17 protein-coding genes are annotated in these 23,837 nt (G+C 44.3%); 7 read left to right on the forward strand and 10 right to left on the reverse strand.

The window, feature by feature from the left end; all coding sequences use genetic code 11:
• Positions 1–125 precede the first annotated feature (125 nt).
• The 3 genes from AACQ79_RS17975 to AACQ79_RS17985 all read left to right on the forward strand — a co-directional run bounded on the left by AACQ79_RS17975 (position 126) and on the right by AACQ79_RS17985 (position 6,499).
• Entirely contained in the window at positions 126–1,268 is a 1,143-nt protein-coding gene (locus tag AACQ79_RS17975; protein ID WP_170899490.1) for an exonuclease SbcCD subunit D, read from the forward strand.
• A complete protein-coding gene (locus AACQ79_RS17980) occupies positions 1,268–4,309 on the forward strand; it encodes an SbcC/MukB-like Walker B domain-containing protein (protein ID WP_170899491.1) in 3,042 nt (1,013 codons plus the stop codon). Before AACQ79_RS17975 ends, AACQ79_RS17980 begins: the two co-directional genes overlap by 1 nt.
• Before the next feature lie 138 nt (positions 4,310–4,447).
• Positions 4,448–6,499: an ATP-binding response regulator gene (locus AACQ79_RS17985; RefSeq protein ID WP_170899492.1), complete on the forward strand. Its 2,052-nt coding sequence runs from the start codon at positions 4,448–4,450 to the stop codon at positions 6,497–6,499.
• A gap of 86 nt (positions 6,500–6,585) precedes the next feature.
• On the opposite strand, the gene cqsA is transcribed toward AACQ79_RS17985, so the two are convergent.
• The 3 genes from cqsA to clcA form a co-directional block, all read right to left on the reverse strand.
• The gene (cqsA, locus tag AACQ79_RS17990; RefSeq protein WP_017050024.1) at positions 6,586–7,767 is read right to left on the reverse strand and encodes an alpha-hydroxyketone-type quorum-sensing autoinducer synthase; all 1,182 of its coding nucleotides are present in this window, start codon (positions 7,765–7,767) and stop codon (positions 6,586–6,588) included.
• Between the two features lie 199 nt (positions 7,768–7,966).
• Complete coding sequence (locus AACQ79_RS17995) at positions 7,967–8,941, reverse strand: TDT family transporter (protein WP_013868491.1); 975 nt, start codon at positions 8,939–8,941, stop codon at positions 7,967–7,969.
• 148 nt (positions 8,942–9,089) lie between these two features.
• The gene (gene clcA, locus AACQ79_RS18000; RefSeq protein WP_013868492.1) at positions 9,090–10,487 is read right to left on the reverse strand and encodes a H(+)/Cl(-) exchange transporter ClcA; all 1,398 of its coding nucleotides are present in this window, start codon (positions 10,485–10,487) and stop codon (positions 9,090–9,092) included.
• 491 nt (positions 10,488–10,978) lie between these two features.
• Between clcA and AACQ79_RS18005 the strand changes: the two genes are divergently transcribed.
• A complete protein-coding gene (locus AACQ79_RS18005; RefSeq protein WP_010320211.1) occupies positions 10,979–11,965 on the forward strand; it encodes a CobW family GTP-binding protein in 987 nt (328 codons plus the stop codon).
• A 117-nt stretch (positions 11,966–12,082) separates the two neighbouring features.
• Here AACQ79_RS18005 and AACQ79_RS18010 read toward each other — a convergent pair whose 3' ends face one another.
• The 6 genes from AACQ79_RS18010 to ylqF form a co-directional block, all read right to left on the reverse strand.
• Complete coding sequence (locus tag AACQ79_RS18010) at positions 12,083–12,802, reverse strand: ABC transporter ATP-binding protein (RefSeq protein WP_017045357.1); 720 nt, start codon at positions 12,800–12,802, stop codon at positions 12,083–12,085.
• Positions 12,795–14,078: an ABC transporter permease gene (locus AACQ79_RS18015; RefSeq protein ID WP_170899493.1), complete on the reverse strand. Its 1,284-nt coding sequence runs from the start codon at positions 14,076–14,078 to the stop codon at positions 12,795–12,797. Before AACQ79_RS18015 ends, AACQ79_RS18010 begins: the two co-directional genes overlap by 8 nt.
• A 2-nt stretch (positions 14,079–14,080) precedes the next feature.
• A complete protein-coding gene (locus AACQ79_RS18020; RefSeq protein ID WP_170899494.1) occupies positions 14,081–15,298 on the reverse strand; it encodes an ABC transporter permease in 1,218 nt (405 codons plus the stop codon).
• Positions 15,295–16,581 (reverse strand): TolC family protein, encoded by a 1,287-nt coding sequence (locus AACQ79_RS18025; protein ID WP_094124340.1) that lies wholly within the window; start codon positions 16,579–16,581, stop codon positions 15,295–15,297. The genes AACQ79_RS18020 and AACQ79_RS18025 overlap by 4 nt, the downstream gene beginning before the upstream one ends.
• Complete coding sequence (locus AACQ79_RS18030) at positions 16,571–17,716, reverse strand: efflux RND transporter periplasmic adaptor subunit (protein WP_013868497.1); 1,146 nt, start codon at positions 17,714–17,716, stop codon at positions 16,571–16,573. The genes AACQ79_RS18025 and AACQ79_RS18030 overlap by 11 nt, the downstream gene beginning before the upstream one ends.
• 224 nt (positions 17,717–17,940) lie before the next feature.
• Entirely contained in the window at positions 17,941–18,885 is a 945-nt protein-coding gene (gene ylqF, locus AACQ79_RS18035; RefSeq protein WP_013868498.1) for a ribosome biogenesis GTPase YlqF, read from the reverse strand.
• A gap of 509 nt (positions 18,886–19,394) precedes the next feature.
• Between ylqF and AACQ79_RS18040 the strand changes: the two genes are divergently transcribed.
• Genes AACQ79_RS18040 through AACQ79_RS18050 form a run of 3 tightly spaced genes read left to right on the forward strand, consistent with a single transcriptional unit; the run spans position 19,395 to position 22,914 of the window.
• Positions 19,395–20,255, forward strand: a complete 861-nt coding sequence (locus AACQ79_RS18040; RefSeq protein WP_094164816.1) for a DUF4123 domain-containing protein — start codon at positions 19,395–19,397, stop codon at positions 20,253–20,255.
• A gap of 2 nt (positions 20,256–20,257) precedes the next feature.
• The gene (locus tag AACQ79_RS18045; protein ID WP_094164810.1) at positions 20,258–22,189 is read left to right on the forward strand and encodes a lipase family protein; all 1,932 of its coding nucleotides are present in this window, start codon (positions 20,258–20,260) and stop codon (positions 22,187–22,189) included.
• Positions 22,186–22,914 (forward strand): hypothetical protein, encoded by a 729-nt coding sequence (locus tag AACQ79_RS18050; protein WP_094164809.1) that lies wholly within the window; start codon positions 22,186–22,188, stop codon positions 22,912–22,914. The genes AACQ79_RS18045 and AACQ79_RS18050 overlap by 4 nt, the downstream gene beginning before the upstream one ends.
• On the opposite strand, the gene AACQ79_RS18055 is transcribed toward AACQ79_RS18050, so the two are convergent.
• Positions 22,915–23,259, reverse strand: coding sequence for a helix-turn-helix domain-containing protein (locus AACQ79_RS18055; RefSeq protein ID WP_026027796.1), 345 nt, complete (start codon positions 23,257–23,259; stop codon positions 22,915–22,917).
• Positions 23,260–23,837 lie beyond the last annotated feature (578 nt).

Consider the following 23,837-nt stretch of genomic DNA (forward strand, 5'->3'; position numbering starts at 1 on the left):
AATTTTTATAAAGTCATCAAGAAAATTCACGTAACCTAAGCTCTGTTTTGCTAGATCTTACGTCGCTTTTCTTGGTTAATCGCGTATTATGAAGCACTTTGATTTTCGGTATTTTTAGGGTTGGAATGAAGTTTCTTCACACCTCTGACTGGCATCTCGGTCGACAATTTCATAACGTTTCTTTATTGGATGATCAGCGCGCAGTACTCAATCAATTGATTGAGTATCTGCAGTGCAATCGAGTCGATGCTTTAATCGTCGCCGGAGATATCTACGATCGTTCAGTTCCACCGACGGCAGCCATTGAATTGATGGATGATATAGTCAACCGCGTGTGCAACGAGCTTTCCATCCCCTTAATTATGATCCCCGGTAACCACGACGGGGCGAAGCGTTTAGGCTTTGCGGCCAAGCAGATGCAACACTCGGGCTTGCACATTATTAGCAATTTTGAACAGATGATGCAGCCTGTGGTGCTAAAATCAGCCATTGCTGGTGAAGTGGCATTTTATGGTATGCCTTATAACGACCCTGAAGTCGTTCGCCACCACTTTGGAGAGTCCGTAACCAGTCATGATGAAGCCCATCAATACCTCATTAAGCAGATTACATCGCAGTGGGATTCGTCACAACGTCACGTTATGATTAGCCACTGCTTTGTTGATGGCGCTATCGAATCTGACTCTGAACGTCCTTTGTCCATTGGCGGCTCTGATCGTGTCAGTCATCAACACTTTGTACCTTTTGATTATGTTGCGCTCGGCCATCTGCACCAACCGCAGAAAAAGGGGGAAGAGTATATCCGTTACTCTGGCTCTCTAATGAAATACAGCTTTTCAGAGCAGCACCACAAGAAAGGAGCGACCTTGGTTGAATTTGATGAACAAGGTTTTGCCAGCGCCACGCATGTGCCACTGACTGCTCCTCATAGCATGCGTATTATTGAAGGTGAGTTGCTGGAGATCATAGAGCAAGGCAAAACAGACCCACACAACCACGATTATCTGTTGGTTCGTCTTACCGACAAACACGCGATACTGGACCCAATGGAAAAACTGCGTCAATCCTACCCCAACGTACTGCATTTAGAAAAACCGGGCATGTTGGTGGGAGTTGATCAAGCAATGGGGCGTGCACGTTTGGCACGCGGTGAGGTGGATATGTTCCGCGATTTTTTCTTAGAAGCTAAGCAAGAAGCGTTAACCGCAGCGCAAGAGCAAGCGGTGATCGACGTCATTCAAGAACTAAAGCCGGGAGCCCAAGCCTAATGCGTCCAATACAATTGACTCTGCAAGCATTTGGCCCCTTTGCTCATAAAGAAGTGGTGGATTTTACCGCTTTGGGCGCCTCGCCGCTATTTTTGATTAATGGTCCAACCGGAGCGGGCAAAAGTTCACTGCTCGATGCCATTTGCTACGCTTTGTATGGTGAAACGACAGGCAGTGAGCGCACTGGTGATCAAATGCGCTGCGACTACGCGGACCCGCACACGCTCACCGAAATCAGCTACCAGTTTGAGCTTGGCGGGCGAATCTACCAAGTTGATCGCTCGCCCGACCAAGAAGTGCCGAAAAAACGCGGTGAAGGCTCAACAAAAAAATCCCATGCCGCGAGCTTGTTTGAATGGGTCGATGGCGAAATGAAATTGCTTGCTAACAAACCCAATCCCGTCGGTAAAGCAATGGTGGAATTGATCGGTTTAGATGTAAAACAGTTTCGCCAAGTGATGGTCATCCCCCAAGGGAAATTTCGTGAATTACTGACTGCCAACTCCAAAGAGCGGGAGCAAATCTTTGGTCAGTTGTTTCAAACTCACATTTATAGCCAAATTGAACGAGCGCTGTTTGAGAAAGCGGCGGGGATCCGCAAAGCGAAAGAAGAATTTGATCACCAAATTAAAGGCGCATTGGACGTCGTGAACGCAACTAGCGAGTCACACCTTGAAACGTGCATTGCTGAGCTGTCACCGCAATTGACGGCCGCTCACGCCGCGTACCTAGATGCCCAGCAAAAGTTTGATGCAGCGAGTAGCGAGCAAAAGGCGGCGCAAACCCTTGCTAAACAATTTCAAGAGCAGCGTCAACTCGTGCAACTTAAAGCCGATCACGATGCACAATCGTCAGTCATCGATGCGGTAAAAGCTCAAAGGCATCAAGCCTTGCAAGCTACGCGCTTAGATTCACCCTATTACGAATTACAATCGTCACAGCGTCAGTTAGAAGTGGCCAACCAAGCAAGAGCCGAAAAAGAGCAAGCGATTACGGAGTCACAACAGCAGTGGCAACAGGCCAAAGCGGCTCAAGAAGACGCGGCAGAAAAAGTCAAAATAGTGCCGAATCTGATGCAACAAATTTATGACTTAAACCTAATCAAAACTAAGCTTGTTGAACGGGAGCATCATCAAAAAGCGCTGCAACAAGCCTTACGTGAAGTGGAGATCGCGACGCAAAATCGCCACAACTTGCACGCCGCTGTTGAGCAGTTTGAGCAGCAAATTATGCTTAAGCGTCAAGAGTGCGAAAGAGTCAACCAACAGTTGGCTGAGTTAAAAGGACAGCGCTTAGAGCTTGAAACCATCAAACAGCAGATTGATCGCTTATTAAAGCTGCAGCAGCTTGAACAGCGTTTAGCCATAGAGCAAGCTGCACTGAGCTATAGTCAGCAGCAGTTTGATTTGGCACAGCACGCAACGTTGGACGCGAAGCAGCAAGCCGATAAATTAGAGCTGATTTGGCACACCAACCAAGCCGCCGAGCTGGCTCGAACCTTGGAGCAAGGCGACGAGTGCCCGGTGTGTGGCAGTTGCGATCATCCTAAATTAGCGCGTTATGCCGGAGAAACGGTGACTAAGGCGCAAGTGCAGCAGGCAAGAGCGATACAGCAAAACAAACTGGCCACAGAGCAAGAAACGCTAAAACAGCAACAGCAACGAGCGACCCAATACGCACGGCTTGAACAAGAGATGGCAAGTTTGAGGGAGTCATTATCTGGAAATACGCAAAGTTTAGTACAACTGCAGCAAACTCAAAGCGATCTTGAACATTCCATTGCTCATCTTGAATCGCTCAATCCAGAGCAATTAGCTCAACAATTGGCAAAATTAGAACTGCAGTTAGCACAAGCTAAGCAAAATGCTGAAACGCAGCAGCATAAAGTCGAACAGGCCACCCTGACGGTTGCCAAAGAGCAGACCGAAGTTTCTGCCTTAAGCCAAGGGATCCCGGAGTCGTATCAAGACAGTTTGCATTTGAACGAATCTTTAACCCAGTTAGAGCTGCAATTGGCTAATCTCAACCGTTTAGATGCGGAAACCAAAGCGCGCTTCAATCAAGCGAACGCCGATTTTTCTGGTGCGAAAGCGGCGTTGGCGGCGGCGGTCGAACACCAGATACATTGGCAAAATGCGTTTACGCAGTCACAGCAGCAGTGGCACAGTGCGCTGATTGAGAGCCAGTTCGACGATACTGAGCACTATTTACAGGCGCGTTTATCTTCGCAGCAGATCGAGCAGCTTGAAAAGCAGATCAAACAATTTGACGAAAGAAGTACGACGTTAAACGCCCAGCTTCAAACATTAGCCAGTGAGCTGAGTGAAAAAAGTGAGCCCAATCTTGCTGAGTATGCAAGCGCGGTCGAGGCTGTAGCCATGTTACAGCAAAGCGCATTGGATCAATGGAGCACGTTACGGTCTAAAATGGATGCCTTAACCAGTGTGAAAGAAAAAATCGCTATTTTACATATAAAAAATGAAGCCTTAGAGCAAGAGTACCAAGTATTTGGGACTTTGAGCGATATCGCCAACGGCAAAACAGGCGCTAAAGTGAGTTTACACCGCTTTGTTCTTGGCGTGCTGTTAGATGATGTGCTGATCCAAGCCTCAATGAGGCTGCAGATCATGAGTAAGGGGCGTTACCTGCTCAAGCGTAAAGAAGATCGCGCCAAAGGTAATGTGGGTTCAGGGCTTGATCTGATGGTCGAAGATGGCTACACCGGAAAATGGCGAGATGTGGCGACCTTGTCTGGTGGTGAATCTTTTATGGCGGCGTTGTCATTAGCGCTGGGGTTATCGGATGTGGTGCAATCATATAGCGGTGGTATTAAACTGGATACACTGTTCATCGATGAAGGTTTTGGCAGTTTAGATCCTGAGTCATTGGACTTGGCGATTCAAACCCTTGTCGACTTACAACAAGGAGGCCGAACGATCGGCATCATTTCTCACGTGAGCGAGCTGAAAGAGCAAATAGCCTTACGCATTGATGTCGATGTGGCGAGAAATAACGGCAGCTCAATAAGACTTGTTGCATAATGAATGGGAATGTGGTCTATCTTGTGCTAGTTATTAATAAGCATAGCGTGGCGAGTGTGACTCACTTCGGCGTTTTAAAAGACTAGGTTATGCATAATGATGATTATAAAAATGAATGTATCAGTTTGGTAAGGTTGCATGGACGTAGTAAAAAAAATATACCAGTACGCTGAGCCGAACCTCACCCTTGTGGGATGGATGGGGTTCATTGGTTTTCCCCTTTATTATTACGTGTGGACTTATCTCTTTCCACAACCTTATGAAAGTATGGAGTTACGGGCGATTTGCGCCATTTTATTTGCGGGGATTATTTTTCGCAATTCAACGCCGAAACATTTACAGCACTACTTACCTTACTATTACTTGTTTTCAATAGGATTTTGTTTGCCATTCTTTTTTGGCTACATGATGCTGATGAACGATTGGTCAACGATCTGGGCGATGTCGTTCATGGCGTCTATTTTCCTCCATATTCTCCTAGTCCACGAAACAAAAGTCATGCTGATTCAAGCAGCTATTGCATTAGCATGTGCTTACTTTGTGACTTATGGCGTAATGAACGCGGAACTGCGAGTGATGGTGGAATGGCCGTATGTACCGATTTTTCTATTTACTTACATTTTTGGCAACCTGTTTTATTTTCGTAACCAAATTGAACATGAAGCGAAGGTGTCGATTGCCAAGTCTTTTGGCGCAGGGATTGCGCATGAAATGAGAAATCCATTAAGTGCGTTAAAAGCGTCAATTGAAGTAATGGGTTCAGTATTGCCCAATCCTACTGCATCCAAATCAGAATCTTATACGCTACCGTCTAAAGATTTAGAGCTGATTGCTGGGCTATTAAGAGATGCTGATGAAGTCATTCGCTCCGGTAATGAGACCATTGATTTGCTGTTAACCTCGATTGATCAAAATAGGGTCTCAACATCGACCTTTAAAAAGCATGCTGTAAAGCCTGTTATAGAAGAGGCACTGCGCAGTTTTTCTTATAAAAGACCAGAAGACAGGCAGGCAGTGACTCTTAAGGTGGTGGATGACTTTGATTTTTTAGGCAGCAGTACACTGTTAAAATACGTGCTCTATAATCTACTCAAGAATGCGTTCTACTATCAAAATAACGATATGTTTAATATCCATATCACCTTGAAATCAAGTGAGAATTGCCACCAAATTACAGTGAAAGACAATGGTGTTGGTATTGAACCTCATTTGCTAGACGATATTTTTAAAGACTTTTATACCTTCGGTAAAAATGGCAGCTATGGTCTGGGGTTACCCTTTTGCCGTAAAGTAATGCATGCTTTTGGAGGGGATATTATCTGCCGTTCTGAACTTGGAGAGTGGACGGAGTTTACCTTAACGTTTCCCGAGTATGATTCGCAAGCCGTTGCTAATATTAAACTTGATCTAATGAAGGCGAAATCTCTGCTTTATATTGGCAAAACGAGCATAGTGAATCGTTATCTCAGTGAGAAATCGTTCTATCTTGGTTTCCAGCTTAATGTCTTAGAGCCTGAGAGTGCTTTGCGTCGAGAAGAGTTTGAATTTGAGTTTGATCTGATCTTTGTGGATCTGCAAACGTTGGATGAAACGCCGGATTACTTAACCAAACTGGAACCTAAACTGCATTTTACACAAGCAAAAGTTTGCTATTTATATGACCAAAATCAGCGTTACGCGCTGACGATGGAGCGTCATTTAACCATTTACCCAATTGAAAAGCACAAATTGTTATTGGATGGATCGGCGATTATTGATGAACTACTCTTTGAAACGGAAGAGCTTATTGCCGATAAAAATGTTATCCCGTTAAAACAATATGATTATGAAAAACGAATTTTGTTGGTCGACGATAACCACTCCTTACGTAGCTTCACCGCTCTGCTGCTAGAAAAGCAAGGGTATGAAGTACTGCAAGCGAGCGATGGAGAATTAGCATTACAAATGTTGGCTAATAATTCAATTGACTTGGTGTTAATGGATATTGAAATGCCGATTATGGATGGTATTTCGGCCACTTTATCTATCCGTTCATCCACCGCTTCTTACAGTAAAGTGCCTATTATTGGGCATACGGGTGACAATAGCCCTTCAACGATAGAAAAAATCCGTACATCAGGAATGAATGATTACGTTTTAAAACCAGCGGATAAAACGCTATTGTTAAAAAAATTAAGTCACTGGATTTAATAACCCTAGGTAAACCCTAGGGTTATTCCTTACCTTATCCTTCTTATTTGAGATTGTACCATTGGTTTAGTATGTCGATGCGTGACTTACTTGAAATAGAGACTGCTATCATTTTGGGCCCTTTCACACACAGTTAATATGGTATCAATTTGTGAGTCAGTGACATTACTATTTAACGAAAGCCGAATAATGTTTTTATTCTTTGAAGTGGCAGGCCTGCAAAAAACAGCACCAAATATTTGATTCTCTTCTAAATAATCGCGAACTTTTTCTGTATTTCGTTCATCTCCGGTTTCTAGCGCTATGATTTGGGACTCACTTCGTACGCTTAGCCCTATACTATTTAGTCCACGACGCAGTGTGTGTGCATTGCGGTGCAACTGAGTTCTTTTAGAATCGGCTGATTTGATAATGTCCAATGTCGCTTCTAACGCTTCGACTTCATAAGGCAAAATAGTTGAACTAAAAATAGCGGGATAACCCACAAAAGGGATACAGTGATTCACATTATTATTCGCCCAAATAGCGCCAGCGCGATACGCGAACGTTTTCGCAAGGCTAGCTGTAATAAAGTCAACCTCTGCTGTTAACCCTAATTCACTGACAAGTCCTGCACCTTTTTCGCCATGTGTGCCAAGTGAATGCGACTCATCAACTAAAATGGCGCATCCATACTCTTTGGCGATAGTGACCAAATCGGTGAGTGGTGCAATCGTACCTATAGTGCTGTAAATCGAATCAACCACAATGAGCCCTGGGCCGTGTCGAGCGATTAGTTTTTGCAAATGATCACAATTATTGTGCATGAATGGGTGAATATTGGCATTAGCGTAACGAGCACCTTCCCACATTGACATGTGAGCAAAAAAATCAATGTAGACGTTACTTTGTGGCCCGCACACGGCTTGCAACAAGGCAGTATTAGCATTCCATCCTGATTGAGAAAGAAGGCAACTATCAAAGCCTACAAATTCTGCAAATTTCGTTTCTAATGAAGGTTTAGACTCTTCATCTTGTAGAAAAATAGCGGACATAAAAACACTATCATGTGTTTTATCGATGGCGTTTTTCAACCGTGCTTTAATTAATGGATGATCAGCCAAGCTTAAATAATCATTACTTTGTAACACTATATCGTTTTTTGTTGGCCTTTTCCCCAGGACTAGGTGTTTTCCGTTAGCATTTGCATTAATCAAATCATTGATAAAATAGTCAATTCTAGATTGTATAGAAGCCGGTAGTTCGTGTTTCCACTTACGTGAATTCATGGTTATATCCTTTATATGTTTTTAATTAAATGCCAGCTGACAAAGGATATATTGAATATTAATTTAAAATTGTCACGAGTGAGTTTTTATTATTTTGGCTGCTATTGCAAATTAAGGTATAGTGTCTTTTATATTGTTCGTCATTGCCTAGGCTTATCCAGCCCTAATTAATTTTTAATTAAAGATAAATATTAGGTTTTTATTTATTAGCAAATAATTCAGGCCAATACATTTTTATATAACCAATAGAAACCCAAACGACTAAGAAAGTAGCAATAGTCAATTCAAATAACCCAAATTGATGTAACCAGTGCCATTGCGGGTACTGTCCTTCAAAGAAGGTGGTTAAACGATGCATGGCGATAGCACTGATGACAGAAGGGAAGGTCACAGCAGCAATAGACGGTTGAAACTTGAGCCTGAGCAGACGGATATAGCAAAGGTAAATAAGCAGTGTCATGGTGATGGCAATGCCAGCCAGTGCGCCTGTTAATATTGGATCAGGATGAGGGAAGTTGACCAAATACGTCGCGAGGGTGAGGTTAATAGGTGCAGCCATAATCGCGAGTGTTGGGCGTGCGCGTTTAGGTAACATTCCAGCAAACACCAAACGATATAACACTAACGGCAGCATAAAAAAATAGATAGCGATACAGACAGAGACGAGTGTTTCTGAAAAGACAGTGTGGCCAAATTGCGTGCCAGCGAGCGAGCTACTGATTAACCCAACCGGATAAAGAAACCAGCTTGGTACAATATGGCTGATTTTAAAGTTCATGGCCTGAAAACTGAAGAAAAGCAGCATCATGGTGAAGTGCAGCAAGAGCGCGGTAAACCAAATAGGATAAGCAATGAGCGGTGAAATTAAAGCGAGATAATCACTTAAGATCAGTAAAGTCATGCTCATTGGAGCCATCAAGCTACCGGAAAGAGGGTGGCGAATGTCCTCCATGAATGTCTTGAAGCTGGTGAGGTATTTTAGCAAGACAGGCAGCAGTAATAATGCACCGAGCAGTGCCAAATAGGGGCGAATAATGAGACCGACCGAGGGAATATAAAGCGCCCACGCATGCCCGAGGCTGATCACACCTAATGCTAGCGCCGCTTGAGAGGGCGGTGTGCTTTGTACTTGAATTAACCTTTTCCAGTTCAACGATAAACTCCATGTCATCATTTGCTCTAGAAAATGAATAATGTATTTCTAGCAGCCAGCAAACGAGCGCATTATCAAGTTTATCGAGTTGTGGTGCAACATCTCACCTTCTAATTTGTTACTTAGACATAACAATTCGCAGCGGAGTCAATATTCATGAGTCTCACAATTACTCTTTTGGTGGAAGATCTTGTTGTTGCAGCTTGGCATTTTTCAAGGTGCGATGAAGCAACTGGCTATAAATGGGTTGGCCGCCAAGTAATTGAGCGAAAATAACCGCGCCAAGGCTAGTAATAATCAGCGGTAAAATTAAATAATAATTATTGGTCATTTCAATAACTAATAAAATACCTGTAATGGGTGCGCGAACCGTTGCGGCAAACAGTGCACCCATGCCTGCAATGGCGAACATTCCTGGGTCAATCGCTAATTGTGGTAACAGTTCTTGCGCAATCAGGCCAAAGGCGTAGCCAAACAGCGTGCCTAATGCCAGCATTGGTGCAAAAATCCCGCCCGGAGCACCAGAACCAAAGCAGATCAAGGTGGTAAAAATACGACCAATGAACAAAAGCAGCAAGATAGCGGCACCGTAGTCACCATTGGTGATATTAGGGATCAGTGAGATGCCACCCCCAGTCAATTCAGGAATATACAATAAAGTTAAGCCAAAACAGCCTCCCAATAATGAACCCGTGAGTAAATATCGCTTACGATCATTGCGATGAATTCTGGCAAAAATATCTTGTGATAGTGTGATTAAACGGTTGAATAGCACACCGAAAATACCAAACAGTCCCCCAAGCAGCAGAAACAGCCACAGTGAAGCCAGCTCTGGTGCTTGATATTGCGGCATCTGGATCACAGCATGTTGGCCATTAATCACACGAAAGACGATATTTGCCGCTACCGCAGAGACAATAACAGCACGTACTGAAATGAGGGTATAACGAAACTGCGGGCGCATTTCTTCAATAACGAACATGATGCCCGCCAGCGGCGCATTAAATGCGGCAGCTAGGCCTCCAGCCGCACCAGACGCTAAGAGTGAGTGGCGGGTATCATCATTTTTGATGCGGAAAATATCCGACACCATTCGGCCAATTGCTCCCCCCATTTGAACCGTAGGCCCTTCACGTCCTAAAACCATCCCAGAACCTAACGCGCCCATACCGCCAAAAAACTTCACAGGCAGTACTCGCCACCAACGAACGGGGCGCATACCATCCATCGCGCCTTCAATTTCAGGAATGCCAGAACCAGCGGCTTCGGGCGCAAACCGGTGCACAAGGAAATAACCGATAAACGCCAACGCTGCACTGATAAGAAAAGCGGCCAACCACAAGGGTAAGATATTACCAATCTCACTTTTTAACCACTCGGTGCGTGTTTCAGAAACCAGGTGCACAGCGGCCTCAAAGTAAGTACCAACAATCCCAGCAAGAATACCGACAATGAGTGAAAGAAAAAGGATTGAGAGTGGTGTTTTGTCCTTAGAGAGAAATTGGTTAATCGTATCTTTTGGAACTTTTGCAAGCAGTGACTGTTTCAATCTCTCTCTTTTGGTCATGTAAAAAAGGGCCTCGATTGGTAAATGTGAACATATTTTGTTACAGAATTATACGCGCCAAAGCCATTAACTATAGCGTCAAAGCTGCAATGTTGATTTCCATATCTGGAAGATGGAGAGATTCTCTACTAAAAACGAGATCTGAGTTTAAAATGAGTTAAAAAAACAGAGATTGAACCTTGCTAAGCCAGCCAAATGAACCATAGTTAAAGCGTAAGGCAGATTCAGATATCGTACAGGGAGGAATTCAAGCCTTACCTACAATTTGGATGGAATCAGCAATATTTCAATTCTATGTCCTCGTTTATGATCGGGTTGCATCTATAGTCCTCCCGATTCGCGAACTCACGATTGAGTTACGAGGGGAAAGGCGCGCTCACCGTAGTGCGCCTTTTGTCGTTTATGTACCTCGGCTCATTGTTCCTCTCTAACTGGCAAACCATGCACTGGCTTCTTATTTCGGTATATACTGCCGCAAAAGGAGTGCTGACATGACAAAAAAAGTACCAACTAACATTATTACCGGTTTTCTTGGTGTAGGAAAAACGACGGCCATTTTGAATTTATTGAAGAATAAACCTGCTGATGAAAAGTGGGCGGTGTTGGTCAATGAGTTTGGAGAAATTGGTATTGATGGGGCGATGATGTCTGACCAAGGCGCGCTGATCAAAGAAGTACCGGGCGGCTGTATGTGCTGTACCGCGGGTGTTCCTATGTCTGTTGGAATTAACGCCTTACTTAGGCAAAAGCCCGATCGTCTATTAATTGAGCCAACAGGGCTTGGGCACCCTAAGCAAGTGGTGGCAACTTTAACTTCTGATCAATATGCACCGTATGTCGATTTAAAAGCCACGATCACTTTAGTGGATCCGCGCAACTTGCGTAATGAAAAATACACATCCAACCAAAATTTTAATGACCAATTGGCCAGTGGTGATGTGGTGATTGGCAATAAAGTGGATCAATGCACTAGTGCTGATGTGGATGCATTTAATGACTGGGTGACTGATCAATCACCCGCGAAGATTTTTAGCAAGTTAGTCAAGCAAGGTGAGTTGCCTTTAGAATTATTAGATATTGAACGTCTTCACGGCGCAGCTTCTACTCATATTGAAGCGCATCACCATCATCATGCTTCGTTAGAACCACAGTTTGCGTTACAGCCGGGTAAAGCGTTTGTGCGCAAAGAAAATCGGGGTCAAGGTTATTTCAGTTGTGGTTGGTTAATCGGCGCTGAATACCATTTTGATTTTGATGAGCTTTTTTCTATGCTGAGTGCCCTGACCGCTGAGCGTGTTAAGGCGGTCGTCAATACCGATAAAGGATGCTACGCCTTCAACATCAACCAAGGAGTCGTTTCAGTGAATGAGATGAGCTTAGAAGGGTTTGAATCACGCTTAGAAGTGATTGACTCACAGCTCATGCCATGGGATCAACTCGAAGCGGTATTGCTGAAATTGGCGGGTATCTCTCAATAGGATCCAAAGAAAAAACCAACAAAGAAAGAACAAAGAAAAAATGAACTAAGAAAGGCGAACTGGAACGGCTTCGTCTTTCTCGTTCACTTTATAACTTCTTATAATGCGTTGAGCTATTTATGGCTGTCTTGTTGCGTGATCAACGCGTTCATCAGATAAAATCTGCCCATCTTTGATATTCACTATTCTGTGAGTTCGCTTCGCTAATGCGAGATCGTGAGTGACGACAATAAGTGTTCGTCCTTCTTGATGAAGCTCATTGAACAGGGCTTCAATTTCAGCGCCTGATTTTGAATCTAACGCACCTGTCGGTTCGTCGGCTAAGATAATTTGCGGATCATTGACCAACGCGCGTGCAATCGCCACCCGCTGTTTTTGCCCCCCCGAGAGCTGGTTGGGTTTATGCTGCATGCGATCGCCAAGCCCCACTTTTTCTAATAGTGTTGCTGCACGTGCTCGGCGCTCTTTTAATTTTACTCCGCGATAGACCAAGGGTAGGGCGACGTTATCGAGAGCATTAGCGTATTCGAGCAGGTTGAAACTTTGAAAAACAAAGCCAATTTTTTGATTACGAATATGAGCCAATTGATGGCTGCTGAGCGAGGCGACCGCCTTGTCGTCCAACTGATATTCACCCGATGTAGGAACATCCAAGCAACCGAGGATATTCATTAAGGTTGATTTACCCGAGCCTGATGGCCCTAGAATAGAGAGAAATTCGCCTTTTTGAATCGATAGCGAAACGCCGTCTAATGCTTTGACCAACTCTTCACCACTGCGATAGTGCTTGCTGATATTGGTCAATTGAACAAGGTTTGGTAAGTTTTGTTTATTCACTTTGTAATGCCTCTAATGGCGTAATGCTAGCCGCGCGATTGGCGGGAAACCACGCGGCAATCACACCGACAATCGCCAGCGCCGCGATCACAAGAAAGACAATCGAAAACGACAGTTCGGGTAAGGGTTTCCCTAATTGCTCAAACAGCATATTGCCTTCTAAGGGAGCGTATCTTAATAAGGTGATCAGCCCGTAAGTGGATCCTAAGCCAGCTAAACCGCCAAGTGACATCGTGAGCAAGGCTTGCACTAAATAATGGAGTTTGATAGTGGTTGGCGTAGCTCCGACGGCCATTCGTACACCGATGTCTCGCGTGGATCGTTTTACCGTGGCGTACATGACATTGGCAATACCAATGCCTGCTACGCCGAGGGTAATAAGCCCAATAATGCCCAAAAAGCCTTGTAGACCGAATAAGAAACGGCGCATGCTTTTTTGCCTCAATAGCATGTCTTCGACTTGCAAGAGCTGCGTGTCTGAAGCACTGGCACCGTACTTTCTGGCGATCACTTGCTTAATCACTTGCGCGGCTTTTTCGCGATCAACCGCGGCATTGAGCTGCACATTGATCGCTGCAATCGCTGCGTTGGGGTTAAAACGTTGCCAAGTGCGAAAAGGCACAAATACCGCGTAGTCAATAGGGGTTCCTTGTTCTACCTCTGCACTTGTCTGCGCTATCACGCCGATAACGGTAAAGTTTTCATCACCTATTTTTATCAATTGACCTACAGGGTTTATGCTCAGCGTCTGGGGTTCCAGCCAACTCCAACCATCCTCAGAATTGAACAATTGCACTGCGGCGTTATAACCGAGTACAACCACTTTACGCTGCTGTTGATTATCGAGCGGGTTGATCCATCGCCCTCCTTTGGCTATCTCAATACCAGTTAAAGACTGATATTCTGGGTTAACCGCTAGTGGGCGCTGCCAGGTGCCATTGTCTTGATTGCTGACGCGTTTATCCCATTGTGCGCTGACTTCAGCGCGTTGGATAAAGGGCAGTGCGCGAACAAGCTCAACATCATCCGCTTGCAAAGAGAGGGCTTTCCCTTCAAAAAAGCGTCCGGCGGTCTGGCTGGCATAACCCCCGGTCACATAGAGTAAATTGCCATTGCCACTTTGTGATGAGCGTGTCAGCCCTTGGCGTAATCCTTCGCCTGTTGCGAGCATGGTGGCGATGCAAAGTGTGCCCCAAGCCACCGCTAAAATAGTGAGTAGCAAGCGCAGTTTTTCGGCCGCCATCTCTTGATAAATTTGCCTGATAGGTAACATCATTATTAAGCCCTCGCACTTAAGGCGATGACGGGGGTGAGATTGGCGGCACGCTTTGCTGGGAAATAAGCAGCCAGCAGTGCAAACAACGTGGTGACGAGCAGTGACCAGCCTAGAGCTGGCACAGTGATGACTGGTTCGCCGAGCCAATCAGGTAAGCCGATGTAATTCAGTAATAGCACCACCAGATAGGAGAGGAGCATTCCGAACACTGCACCTAATACCACTAGCAACCCACCTTCTAAAATAAACTGGCGCAAAATGATCTTCGGTGTTGCGCCAATGGCTAAACGCACACCAATTTCCCGCGTTCTTTCCGTGACAGAAAGGAACATGATATTGGCGACGCCCAAAGCGCCGACCGCAAGCGTCATCGCTCCACTTGCCCCTAAAAATAGTTGTATACCTCGAAACAAGGCATTGAAAAATTGAGCGCCGCTGCTGAAGTCAGGTAGGTTTATGGCCTCAGTATCGCTCGGATCAAAATGTTTCTGTTTGGCGAAGAAAGAGAGGATGTTCATGCGCAATACCGCTGCTGGTATCCCTGCGGCGGGCTGCACAAGGAAAAATTCAGGCTCACTTTGCCAAAGATCAGTAAAAGCGCTGCTTGGGATCATCACTTGGCTGTTTTCATTGTTTATAGAAATGCCCCCTTCTTGCTGCTGAGTAATACCGACAACCGAGAAGGGAATGGTATTGACTTTGATCGTATCACCAATAGATAGCTGACCAACTTGTGCCAACTGCCAACCAACCACCGCAATTCGGGAATGGTTTTTCTGATCGCTGGCGTGAATGCCGCGTGACCCCGCGGTCAGTTGCAAGTTGCGCAATGCTAAAAATTGAGAGTCGATCCCGCTGACATAACCGGGAAGCATTCGGCCTTTTACATTCGTCACTTTAGCATCCCATTTTCCGTAGATAATTGATAATGCGCTGATGTTTGGGTGCTGTGCCAAAGCGCGCATTTCCGGCTCTGAAAGGGTAATCGCTCGTCTTGCCGCAAGGCCTTGCCAAGGTTTGGTGGTTTGACTGGGGAAAGCCATTTGTGTATCGCTCATTAACAGCGCGAAAGATTGTGTATTGACGCGATAAAATCCTTCACCTAAGGCAACGAGCACTAAAACAGAAACAATACCCCAAACGATAGCAATGACCGCGAGGGCGCTGCGTAGCCGATGGGCAAGCAGCGTTTGCACGACTTGCTGTAGGCTTGAGATCATGAGTGCAGAGCCTGAGAGAGCGAAGCGATCACGTCATCATCTAACTGCCCAGCAGCTTGCAGCAGGCCAATCCGCTGCTTCCAATATTGGTACAATCGCCGTTGTAGACTGTTTTTACTGTTAAACAGAGCGTTATGGGCGTCAATCAAATCAGAAGCTTCGGTCATTCCTGACTCATAAACGGTTTGTTTACTTTTTAAAGCTTGCTCTCTTGAGCGGACTTGTAACTGAGCCATCTCCACTTGTCGCCAATCCAGATGGATTTGGCTAAAGCCACTTTGAATTTTGCGTTTAATCTCGATATCTACCTTGCGCAGTACTTGCTTGGCGCTTAAGACTTGCAGCGCAGCCTGATCGACCGTGGCGCGCGTGGAACCATTCAAATCCAACGGAATTTTTAAGCTTAAACCTGCACTGAGATCTCCATCTCGACCCTGATCATTGTCTTGGTAAGAAACACTGCCAGATAAGGTGGGATAATATTTGGCTTTGGCTGCATCTCGGCCAAATTCAGAAGCGGCGACTTCCTGCTGGGCAGCCAATAACTCAGGGCTGTTATTCTGCGCAAGCTTTAACCATTCAGTTTCGCTGCTGACCTGCATTGGCGGTTCAATGAGGTCGGTCGTTTTAATTTGGTCAATGTGCTGTGGGTCTTGATTGATGAGCGCGATAAGGGCTGACTTTTTCTCTTCTAGAGCGGCTTGCGCACTGAGTATATCGGCTTGCTCATCGACGTGGTTAGCACGCATGTCTTCCAATGCCGTTGATCGAATTTTTCCTGCTTTGTAGCGCTGCTCGGTAATCTTCAGCAGTTTTGCACCTTCTACGAACTTTTGCTCAGCAAGTTGTAGATCGCCTTGTGCGCTGGCGAGATCGAGATAGGCATACAGTAATGTTGCAGCCAGCTCATTATGTGCAGTCTTCACTTTTAATTGTGATGCCACATAGCTTGCTTGAGATTGGTCGAGCTGTGCCCAATTAGCGCTATCCCAAATGGTTTGGCTTAATGTGGCACCATAGCCTTTAGTGTTGTTGCCATCGTCATCCCATGAGGTATCCGCGCTGAGGCTAAAAGAAGGCAGCAAGGCACTTTTGGTACTTCGGACCTCTGTTTCACTGATTTGAGATTGGATCTGCGCTTGTGAATAAGTAGGGTCAAAAGCTTTTGCGGCTTGCCAAGCTTGTTCAATAGTGATGGCGTGAGCTGAAAAAGTCACCGCGCCACAGAACGTCATTAGCGCGGCTGCTAGCGCATTACGTTGAAAAGGGCGCTTAGTGGTCATCTTTGCCTCCGAATAAACTGTTGTCGATGATCACATCGTCCGCTGATAAACCCGCAATCACTTCCACATTAATGCCATCGGACAAACCTAAGGTTACGGCACGCACTTGGTAACCTTGTTCTGACTGATCTGGGATCAAGACTTCAGGTTTTTCACCGCTAAATCGTAATGCGCGTTCTGGAATGGTGATGACGTTTTCCACGCTCTTTAATGTGATCTGTGCGGTAGCAGAAAAGCCCGAGCGAATCACCATATTGTCAGGAAAGCGAATCTGGTTAATCTCCACTTCAAATCCATTATCAAAGCTAGTCGTTTTAGTATCACTAGGGTTATTCAACTTATCAGATTGAACCGCAACTTTGCTTAATACGCCGCTGATTTCTGCTTCTGGATATGGTGCTAACGTTAAGTTGACGGCCATCCCTGCGGCGAGTTGTGCCGCATCATGTTCACTGACACTGCCTTTGAAAATCATGTCATTCATATCAGCAATCGACATCATTTCAGTTGCCGCTTGGCTTGAGGCAGTGGAAATGATCGGCTCTCCTACTTCCACTTTTAGGTTTAAAATGGTGCCATCAATGGGGGCGACGAGTGTGGACGTGAGTTTCGAATCGCCAACCGATGCTTCACCGCTGCGGATCAGCTCAAGGTTCTGCCTTTTTTGTTGCACTTCGGCTTGTTTTGATTTCAGCTCTGATTTTGCTTGGATTAGCTCACCGTAGTTTTCCGGCACAATCTTTTGTTCAACTAACTGCTGCAAGTTTGCCAGCGTCTGTTTGGCGGAATCTAAGCTCGCCTCACTTTGCATTAAGGCAGTGGTTGCGTCGGTTAACGCTTGCGGTGTTGGATTTGGACGCACTTTGATCAAAGGCGTGCCCAAGGTAACTTGTTCACCGACCCGATGATAAATTTCACCGACAATCCCCTCAATTTGCGATTTTATAGATACCGAGTGAGCTGGCACGATTTGGCCAACAGCGATTGCCTGTTTGGCAATATTTCCCTGTTCGACCGTCAGAGTGGGGAAAGCCGAGAGAGATTCATTGCTATTGGTAGTTAGGTAATAGCCCCCGCTGATTAAGGCGGCGCTAATTACCGCGATGGCCCAACGCTTTTTCATGAACAATTCCATATCAAGGAGAAAATAAACAATGGTGGTATGACTTGAGTGTCATCAGAAGGTTCCTTCATGCTATAGAAGTAGCGCATAAAAACCTGTATTGATTTGTCATGATAATGTCAGCTAGAAATAGCAAACAGCATGCAGTTGTCTGTTCTGATGAAAAGGGCGATCATTGACCGCCCTGATGGTAATAGTAGAAATGAGGTGTAGCGTAGAAGGGATCCGAGAGGAATTTAGCGCTTATTACGCAAATAACGTTTACGACGCTCTACTTTTTTGGCTGCTTTTTCCTCGGCTTCCCTAGCCGCTCGTTCTTCCACTTCCACTAACTCTTTGGTGATCATTTCAGGGCGTTCAAGAGTAATTTGGCCGAGAATACCTTGGCGTAACTCATGCAGTAGGATCTCCGACGCTTTGTGCAGATCAATACGGCCACCGGGGCGCAGAGCACCACGTTTGCGGCCAATTTCTTCCATCCATTCCACATCAGATTGAGGTAGCTCATCGATTTGATAACGCTCTTGCAAACGCTCAGGATAAGCTTGCGCTAAATACTCAACAGTATAAAAGGCTACATCCTCATATTCCATTGCAGTATCTTTTACCGCGCCAGTAGCAGCTAGGCGAAAACCACTGTGTGGGTTTTCCACTTTAGGCCATAAAATTCCCGGAGTATCGGACAGCACAATGCCATTTTGCAAATTGATACGTTGTTGGCGGCGAGTAACGGCGGGTTGGTTACCTGTTTGAGCCACAGCGCGACCGGCTAACGTATTGATGATGGTTGATTTACCGACGTTCGGGATGCCCATGATCATGGTGCGAATATTTTTCCCCACTTCTTCACGATGTGGTGCCAACTTACGGCAAAGCTCCATGATTTTATGCACTTCTTGAGGGTTAGACGTGGTTACCGCCATTGCTTTCACCCCTTGTTCTTTCTCAAAATGGTCGATCCACAATTGCGTCATTTCAGGGTCTGCTAGGTCACGTTTATTGAGTACCTTCACACACGGTTTATTACCACGCAAATGGGAGATAAGTGGATTCTCGCTGCTAAACGGGATACGAGCGTCCAACACTTCGATAATCACATCAACTTGCGGAATGACCTCTTCGATCTCCTTACGTGCTTTATGCATGTGTCCCGGAAACCATTGAATTGTGTTGTTAACCATTTGAAAACTGCCTTTTAATGTAAAAATTCTGCTGGTGGAGGAAGAGAGTTTTTATTGATGTTTATGAGAATCATCAACAAGGTTTACTGATAACCACCGCAGTTTTAGATGTGATGATGTTAACATTTAATTGGCGAGGCTGGAATCTAAGCTGTGCGGTGAACTTTACGTGTTCTGTCAATGATGAGATGACTTAGGATTGACGACGCTCGTGCAGTTACATCTCTTGTCGGTGAGAGAGCACTGAACCGAGCAAAAATTCGGTCAGATCGTGCTTGGTTAAGCAAGTTTTTGCCCAGCGGAGCAATTTATTGCTCAAGTAGTCAGAAATCCAAAGTTAACCTATTGAAATATAATAATTTAACACTGGCATTGCTTTTGCTTAGTGAGGCATTACATTATGCGATGTGATTCACGAAAAAGGACCAAACCATGCCAGCCGCTCTTCGAACCATTTCTTACCAAGCGTTATTAAACGCAGAGCAAGCCCATATGCCAGCCGTAAGATTATGCTCTACGCAGGGGAAACCGTCATGATCCTCTCTTGGTTTCAACAGCAGCAAAATCATCGCTATTGGTTAGTTGATCGTAAGCTTCATAAGCAGGCCTTACAGCAAAATGGGGGCTTTGGATTTGAAGAAGCCGTGCCTCTGTTTTATGGTGCAATGTTTACTGAGGTGATGCCACTCTCTCCATGGTTAATCCCTGTTTCTGAATCGGTATTGTCGCTCCCTGAAGCGTTACTTGAAAAGGGTATTGGGCTGTCAAGCCATGCCGTGAGTGATGAAGTTTTGCAGCATCTTCGCAGTTTATTAATTGCCGGATTAGAGGGCGAGGAAGTAATGTTTCGCTTTTACGATAGGTCGGTCATTATTGCTATGTTAGCGCGAATGGACCAATCAGAAGTGAACCAGTTTTTGGGTAATATCAATCAATTGGCTGCATTAGATAATGGAGACCAAGGCCACGATCGTGATCAAGGCCACTTAGTCACGTTTGACAACACCTCGCACGCGCCATTTAATGCTCAGCAAGGTTCTTGGTGGGTGATAAAAGCACATCATCTTGATAAACAAGAGAACTTACCTTTGTTAAAAGCTAACCTTGAATCTTGGTTATGGCAGCATTTCCCCAAGGCAATGGACCAGCATCTTACGCAAGGGAGTGATATCGCTTCCATGCTCACACCGTTCCTCTCTGCTGCTGAGCAAACCTTAACGTATCGTGTGATGAGTGCGGCCATCGCGGCGATTATGGGCAACGAATACTTGGCTCAGCCTAGCATGATAGAACTGATCAAAGACAATCAAAATGAAGAGATTAAATACGCTCTGCATGCCTTAAGTCGCCAATTACAACATGAGGGATAATCATGGATTCATTTAACCATTGCGTGCAGTGCAACCCAGAGAAAAACTGGTTGGAACTGGAGTTCATGAGTGAAAACGATGAACCGATTGATGGCCTTGCCGTCACCATTACGAACAAAATTACCTCCAACACACACACGCAAACCACCAGCGCTGGTAAAGTATTATTTGCAAATATTGCCGCAGGTGAATGGCGCGCTTGTGTCAGCCAAGCCTCTTTGTTAAGCGAAGTCGAAAAGTACGCCAGCCGTAAAGAAGGGCAAGAGTCGCCAGTGAAAACCCGCGCATCGGCAGAGCGTGATGCTGCTGAGCAAAGCCCGAAACGGTATCACAGCACTACCATCGGTGATTTTTGGGATGAAGCCCCGCAAGATGAGTTTTTACAAGAGCATCATAAAGGGATAGATACCAATGCCTCTGCGGAAAAAGCAGGGTTCAGCCTTAGCCACAACCAAAGTTACGTTTTCGAAATCAAAGCACTGCGCAGTTATATGCCAGTGATTATTGATACCGATGAATTTAGTTTGGTGAATAGTTATACCTTTGCGTTGTTGTCCAAATTGGCTTATGCGACTAACGATTTTAGTAGGGATGATGGTAAGACAACAGATAATCAGGGTGCGATTAGTACGGTAATTTCTCAGTTAAAGCGAAAAGAAAGACCTGCTTATTCTGGGGATTTACAGGCGAAATGGCTACTAGAAGAAATACCATACAGCAGAGCTTTAAGTGCTCAATATTATGCCGAGGATGATGTCGGCAGTGAAGGTTACATCATCTTTAACGATGAATTGGCGATTATAGGTGTGAGAGGTACAGAGCCTTATTTCCAGAGTAAGAAGCCACCTGTTAATAACACTAAATTTAAAATTATAAAAGCGGCTTCAGGTATGGCGGCTGTGATTGCGGATAAGGTAGAAAGTGCTACCGATTCACCAGGAATGAAAGACCTTATTATAACGGACCTTGATGCCGCTCAAATCGCCCCCGAAGAGTTTGGTGGAACGTATGTCCATCGAGGGTTTTATCAATATTCGATGGCGTTGTGGAAAAATACACTACTAGCTGATGATATTTTAAAAAATCACTCTACTAAACGATTTTATCTCTGTGGTCATAGTTTAGGTGGTGCTGGTGCATTGTTACTAAGTGCACTGATTAAAGATCGTTATCATCCTTCAGTATTGCGTTTATATACATATGGAATGCCACGTACGGGAACGCGCAGTTTTGTTATTCGCTACCAAGATATTCAGCATTATCGTCATGTTAATAACCACGATTTAGTTGCTCAAATCCCCATGATATGGGCAAATACCGATCTTACAGAGGGACTCGATAAATGGGATGTATTTAGTAGTGGTATAACATTGATTAAGAAAATGCTCACCGATAACGACGATGATAATTATCTCCACCATGGTCATTTATCGCAGTTATTAACTTATAATGATTCTGACCAGATTTTACTGACGCCAAGGCAAACACAAATCACTATGCTAGATCTGGCAAAATTAGCCAGCAATGATTCTGTTACTTTGGTAAATAGCTTGTCCGATGCTTCAATTGCAGAACATGGAATGGAATATTATATCCCTAATTTGTGGCAACAAATGTATTCTTTAAGTAATGAAAGTTTAATGGTGCATTACCAACAAGCAATATCAGCTCTCGACCAAGAAATTGCTACTTTACAGGGAAATTATCTCACCGTTAAACAAACTTGGGCTGAATCTTTAGGAAATGCTACACCAGCGTTGAGCATCGGACGTTTGATGAATGAGATGAATTCTATAAATAAACTAATAGAGAATCGCAATAAAATAAGAGGAGAGCTCAAGCAGATAGTCTCTGACCCTGAGCGTTTACCTTTAGCAAAACTATTAATAGCGCAGAAAACATTACCTGATGAAATTAAGGAACAGCTACAATGAAGTTATTGAATAACCTCACAATGAAAAAGCGAATATCAATTGTTGTACTATTTATCGCATTGTTTTTTCTTGGGTATGATTATTACCAGACTTCTCAACCGAATATTTGGGGCGATGAACCTGATGAGTCCTATATTACTATATCAGGCAAAAAGCCTATAGATGCTTATTTAGAAGTTTGGACTCATTTTTGGGTGACAGGAGATGAGTGTGAGGCTTATTCCTACGATTTATTTGGTCAAAAAGCCCATAAAGGAGGAAAGATAAGCCAGAAAATTACGCATGATTTTGCTAAAGATGATTCAAACTATGAATTTAGGATCCCTTTTAAAACGTATAAAAATTCACAAAATTGTATAGTGGAATTAAGAGATTTTTCTATTCAGGCTTATAACTCATTTGGCAGTGCTGGCTTTGCTCAGTTGCGCGTTTCACAGGCAGGAAAAGAATATTATAATCGAGCAATTGAGCCTGATTTATCAATTGTCGCAAAGGATTGTGGCGCATATTACTCTGAAAAGTTCAATCAATGGACAAATGGTTTTGGTTGTTATTACTACATTGATGGTAAGAGAAAAAGTCAAGATCAAGAATTCAACGCCTACAGCGCTTATTATGATTTCTCGAAATTCAATAATGACACCGTGATTCATTACGATATTTTAGCCGGTGAGAATTACCGCTCTGAGCCGTTAGTGCAAGAACAAGTCGCTGTAGCGCAATAATTAGGCATAATGAATGTATTCAATGATCACCTGATTACCTTCTATAGAAACATGCTGGATATCACCATCAACACTTATTCGGTTTTTTAAACAGATCGCTTTTACCTCGCTGGTGGCGGTCTGTTTCAAACTCGGTAGTACCCTGTGCGGCTCAATATGTAGATGACGACAGAATTGACTGATAAACGTCATCGATAAAGAGCTATCCCCTCGTAAAAGATGTGAGAACTCAAGTTGAGTAAGGTTAAGTCGCTTAGCCATCTCCATCTGAGTCAAATGCATTTTAGCCTTTTGTGACATCCATACATTGTATAAGGCTTGGCGATCCTCTTCGCTAAACACCATAGTCCATCCTCTTTTTGTTATCACCTTTATTGGTGGTGTACAGAGTGACAAAAACGAGTTGAGGTAGTGTCAATGAGAGGTTAAGGCCAGTTTAAATTTTTAATCAATTTCCCTACCAAAACTCTTTCTTGCTCTCGGATTCTTCCTGTTTGATATCGAGCCACCGTCTCAAAAAATGTAAAGCGTGATTCAGTAGCGCTTACAGCCTGCTTTATGGGTTTTTATACTGAAAGCAGGTTTGTAATATTCCTGTTGTTTCTTTTGGTTTGAAAATTAGTGCGTGGCTCTGATTAAACTGCTTTAAGGATTTTCTGTAGTTATTTTAATCATTACACTGATGAGTCGTGGCGTTTTTACGGTCAGATAATACCTGTCGAATACGGCCTAATAAAAGCTTATTGTATTTAATTTCTATAAAATACAATAAGTTATGTTTTTCTTGGGTTTTGGGGTTATTGATTTTTAGTGTTTAAAGTCGCTCAGGAATGGGTGATGCCTCTGGTTGTTAATTCGTTTTCATCCCTTGTTATTTCGTTGTTGTTGTTTTCGTTATGAAAATTATTTCGTGATCATCGTCA

The organism is Vibrio sp. 3-2(1) (genome assembly GCF_963887575.1).
In the GTDB taxonomy this organism is placed as follows: Bacteria; Pseudomonadota; Gammaproteobacteria; order Enterobacterales; family Vibrionaceae; genus Vibrio; species Vibrio anguillarum.

Excerpts from the sequence above, each read along its gene's own strand:
- AACQ79_RS17975 (WP_170899490.1), top strand. The coding sequence starts at position 126 with ATGAAGTTTCTTCACACCTCTGACTGGCATCTCGGTCGACAATTTCAT.
- AACQ79_RS17980 (WP_170899491.1), top strand. The coding sequence starts at position 1,268 with ATGCGTCCAATACAATTGACTCTGCAAGCATTTGGCCCCTTTGCTCAT.
- AACQ79_RS17985 (WP_170899492.1), top strand. The coding sequence starts at position 4,448 with ATGGACGTAGTAAAAAAAATATACCAGTACGCTGAGCCGAACCTCACC.
- cqsA (WP_017050024.1), bottom strand. The coding sequence starts at position 7,767 with ATGAATTCACGTAAGTGGAAACACGAACTACCGGCTTCTATACAATCT.
- AACQ79_RS17995 (WP_013868491.1), bottom strand. The coding sequence starts at position 8,941 with ATGATGACATGGAGTTTATCGTTGAACTGGAAAAGGTTAATTCAAGTA.
- clcA (WP_013868492.1), bottom strand. The coding sequence starts at position 10,487 with ATGACCAAAAGAGAGAGATTGAAACAGTCACTGCTTGCAAAAGTTCCA.
- AACQ79_RS18005 (WP_010320211.1), top strand. The coding sequence starts at position 10,979 with ATGACAAAAAAAGTACCAACTAACATTATTACCGGTTTTCTTGGTGTA.
- AACQ79_RS18015 (WP_170899493.1), bottom strand. The coding sequence starts at position 14,078 with ATGATGTTACCTATCAGGCAAATTTATCAAGAGATGGCGGCCGAAAAA.
- AACQ79_RS18020 (WP_170899494.1), bottom strand. The coding sequence starts at position 15,298 with ATGATCTCAAGCCTACAGCAAGTCGTGCAAACGCTGCTTGCCCATCGG.
- AACQ79_RS18025 (WP_094124340.1), bottom strand. The coding sequence starts at position 16,581 with ATGACCACTAAGCGCCCTTTTCAACGTAATGCGCTAGCAGCCGCGCTA.
- AACQ79_RS18030 (WP_013868497.1), bottom strand. The coding sequence starts at position 17,716 with ATGGAATTGTTCATGAAAAAGCGTTGGGCCATCGCGGTAATTAGCGCC.
- ylqF (WP_013868498.1), bottom strand. The coding sequence starts at position 18,885 with ATGGTTAACAACACAATTCAATGGTTTCCGGGACACATGCATAAAGCA.
- AACQ79_RS18040 (WP_094164816.1), top strand. The coding sequence starts at position 19,395 with ATGCTCTACGCAGGGGAAACCGTCATGATCCTCTCTTGGTTTCAACAG.
- AACQ79_RS18045 (WP_094164810.1), top strand. The coding sequence starts at position 20,258 with ATGGATTCATTTAACCATTGCGTGCAGTGCAACCCAGAGAAAAACTGG.
- AACQ79_RS18050 (WP_094164809.1), top strand. The coding sequence starts at position 22,186 with ATGAAGTTATTGAATAACCTCACAATGAAAAAGCGAATATCAATTGTT.
- AACQ79_RS18055 (WP_026027796.1), bottom strand. The coding sequence starts at position 23,259 with ATGGTGTTTAGCGAAGAGGATCGCCAAGCCTTATACAATGTATGGATG.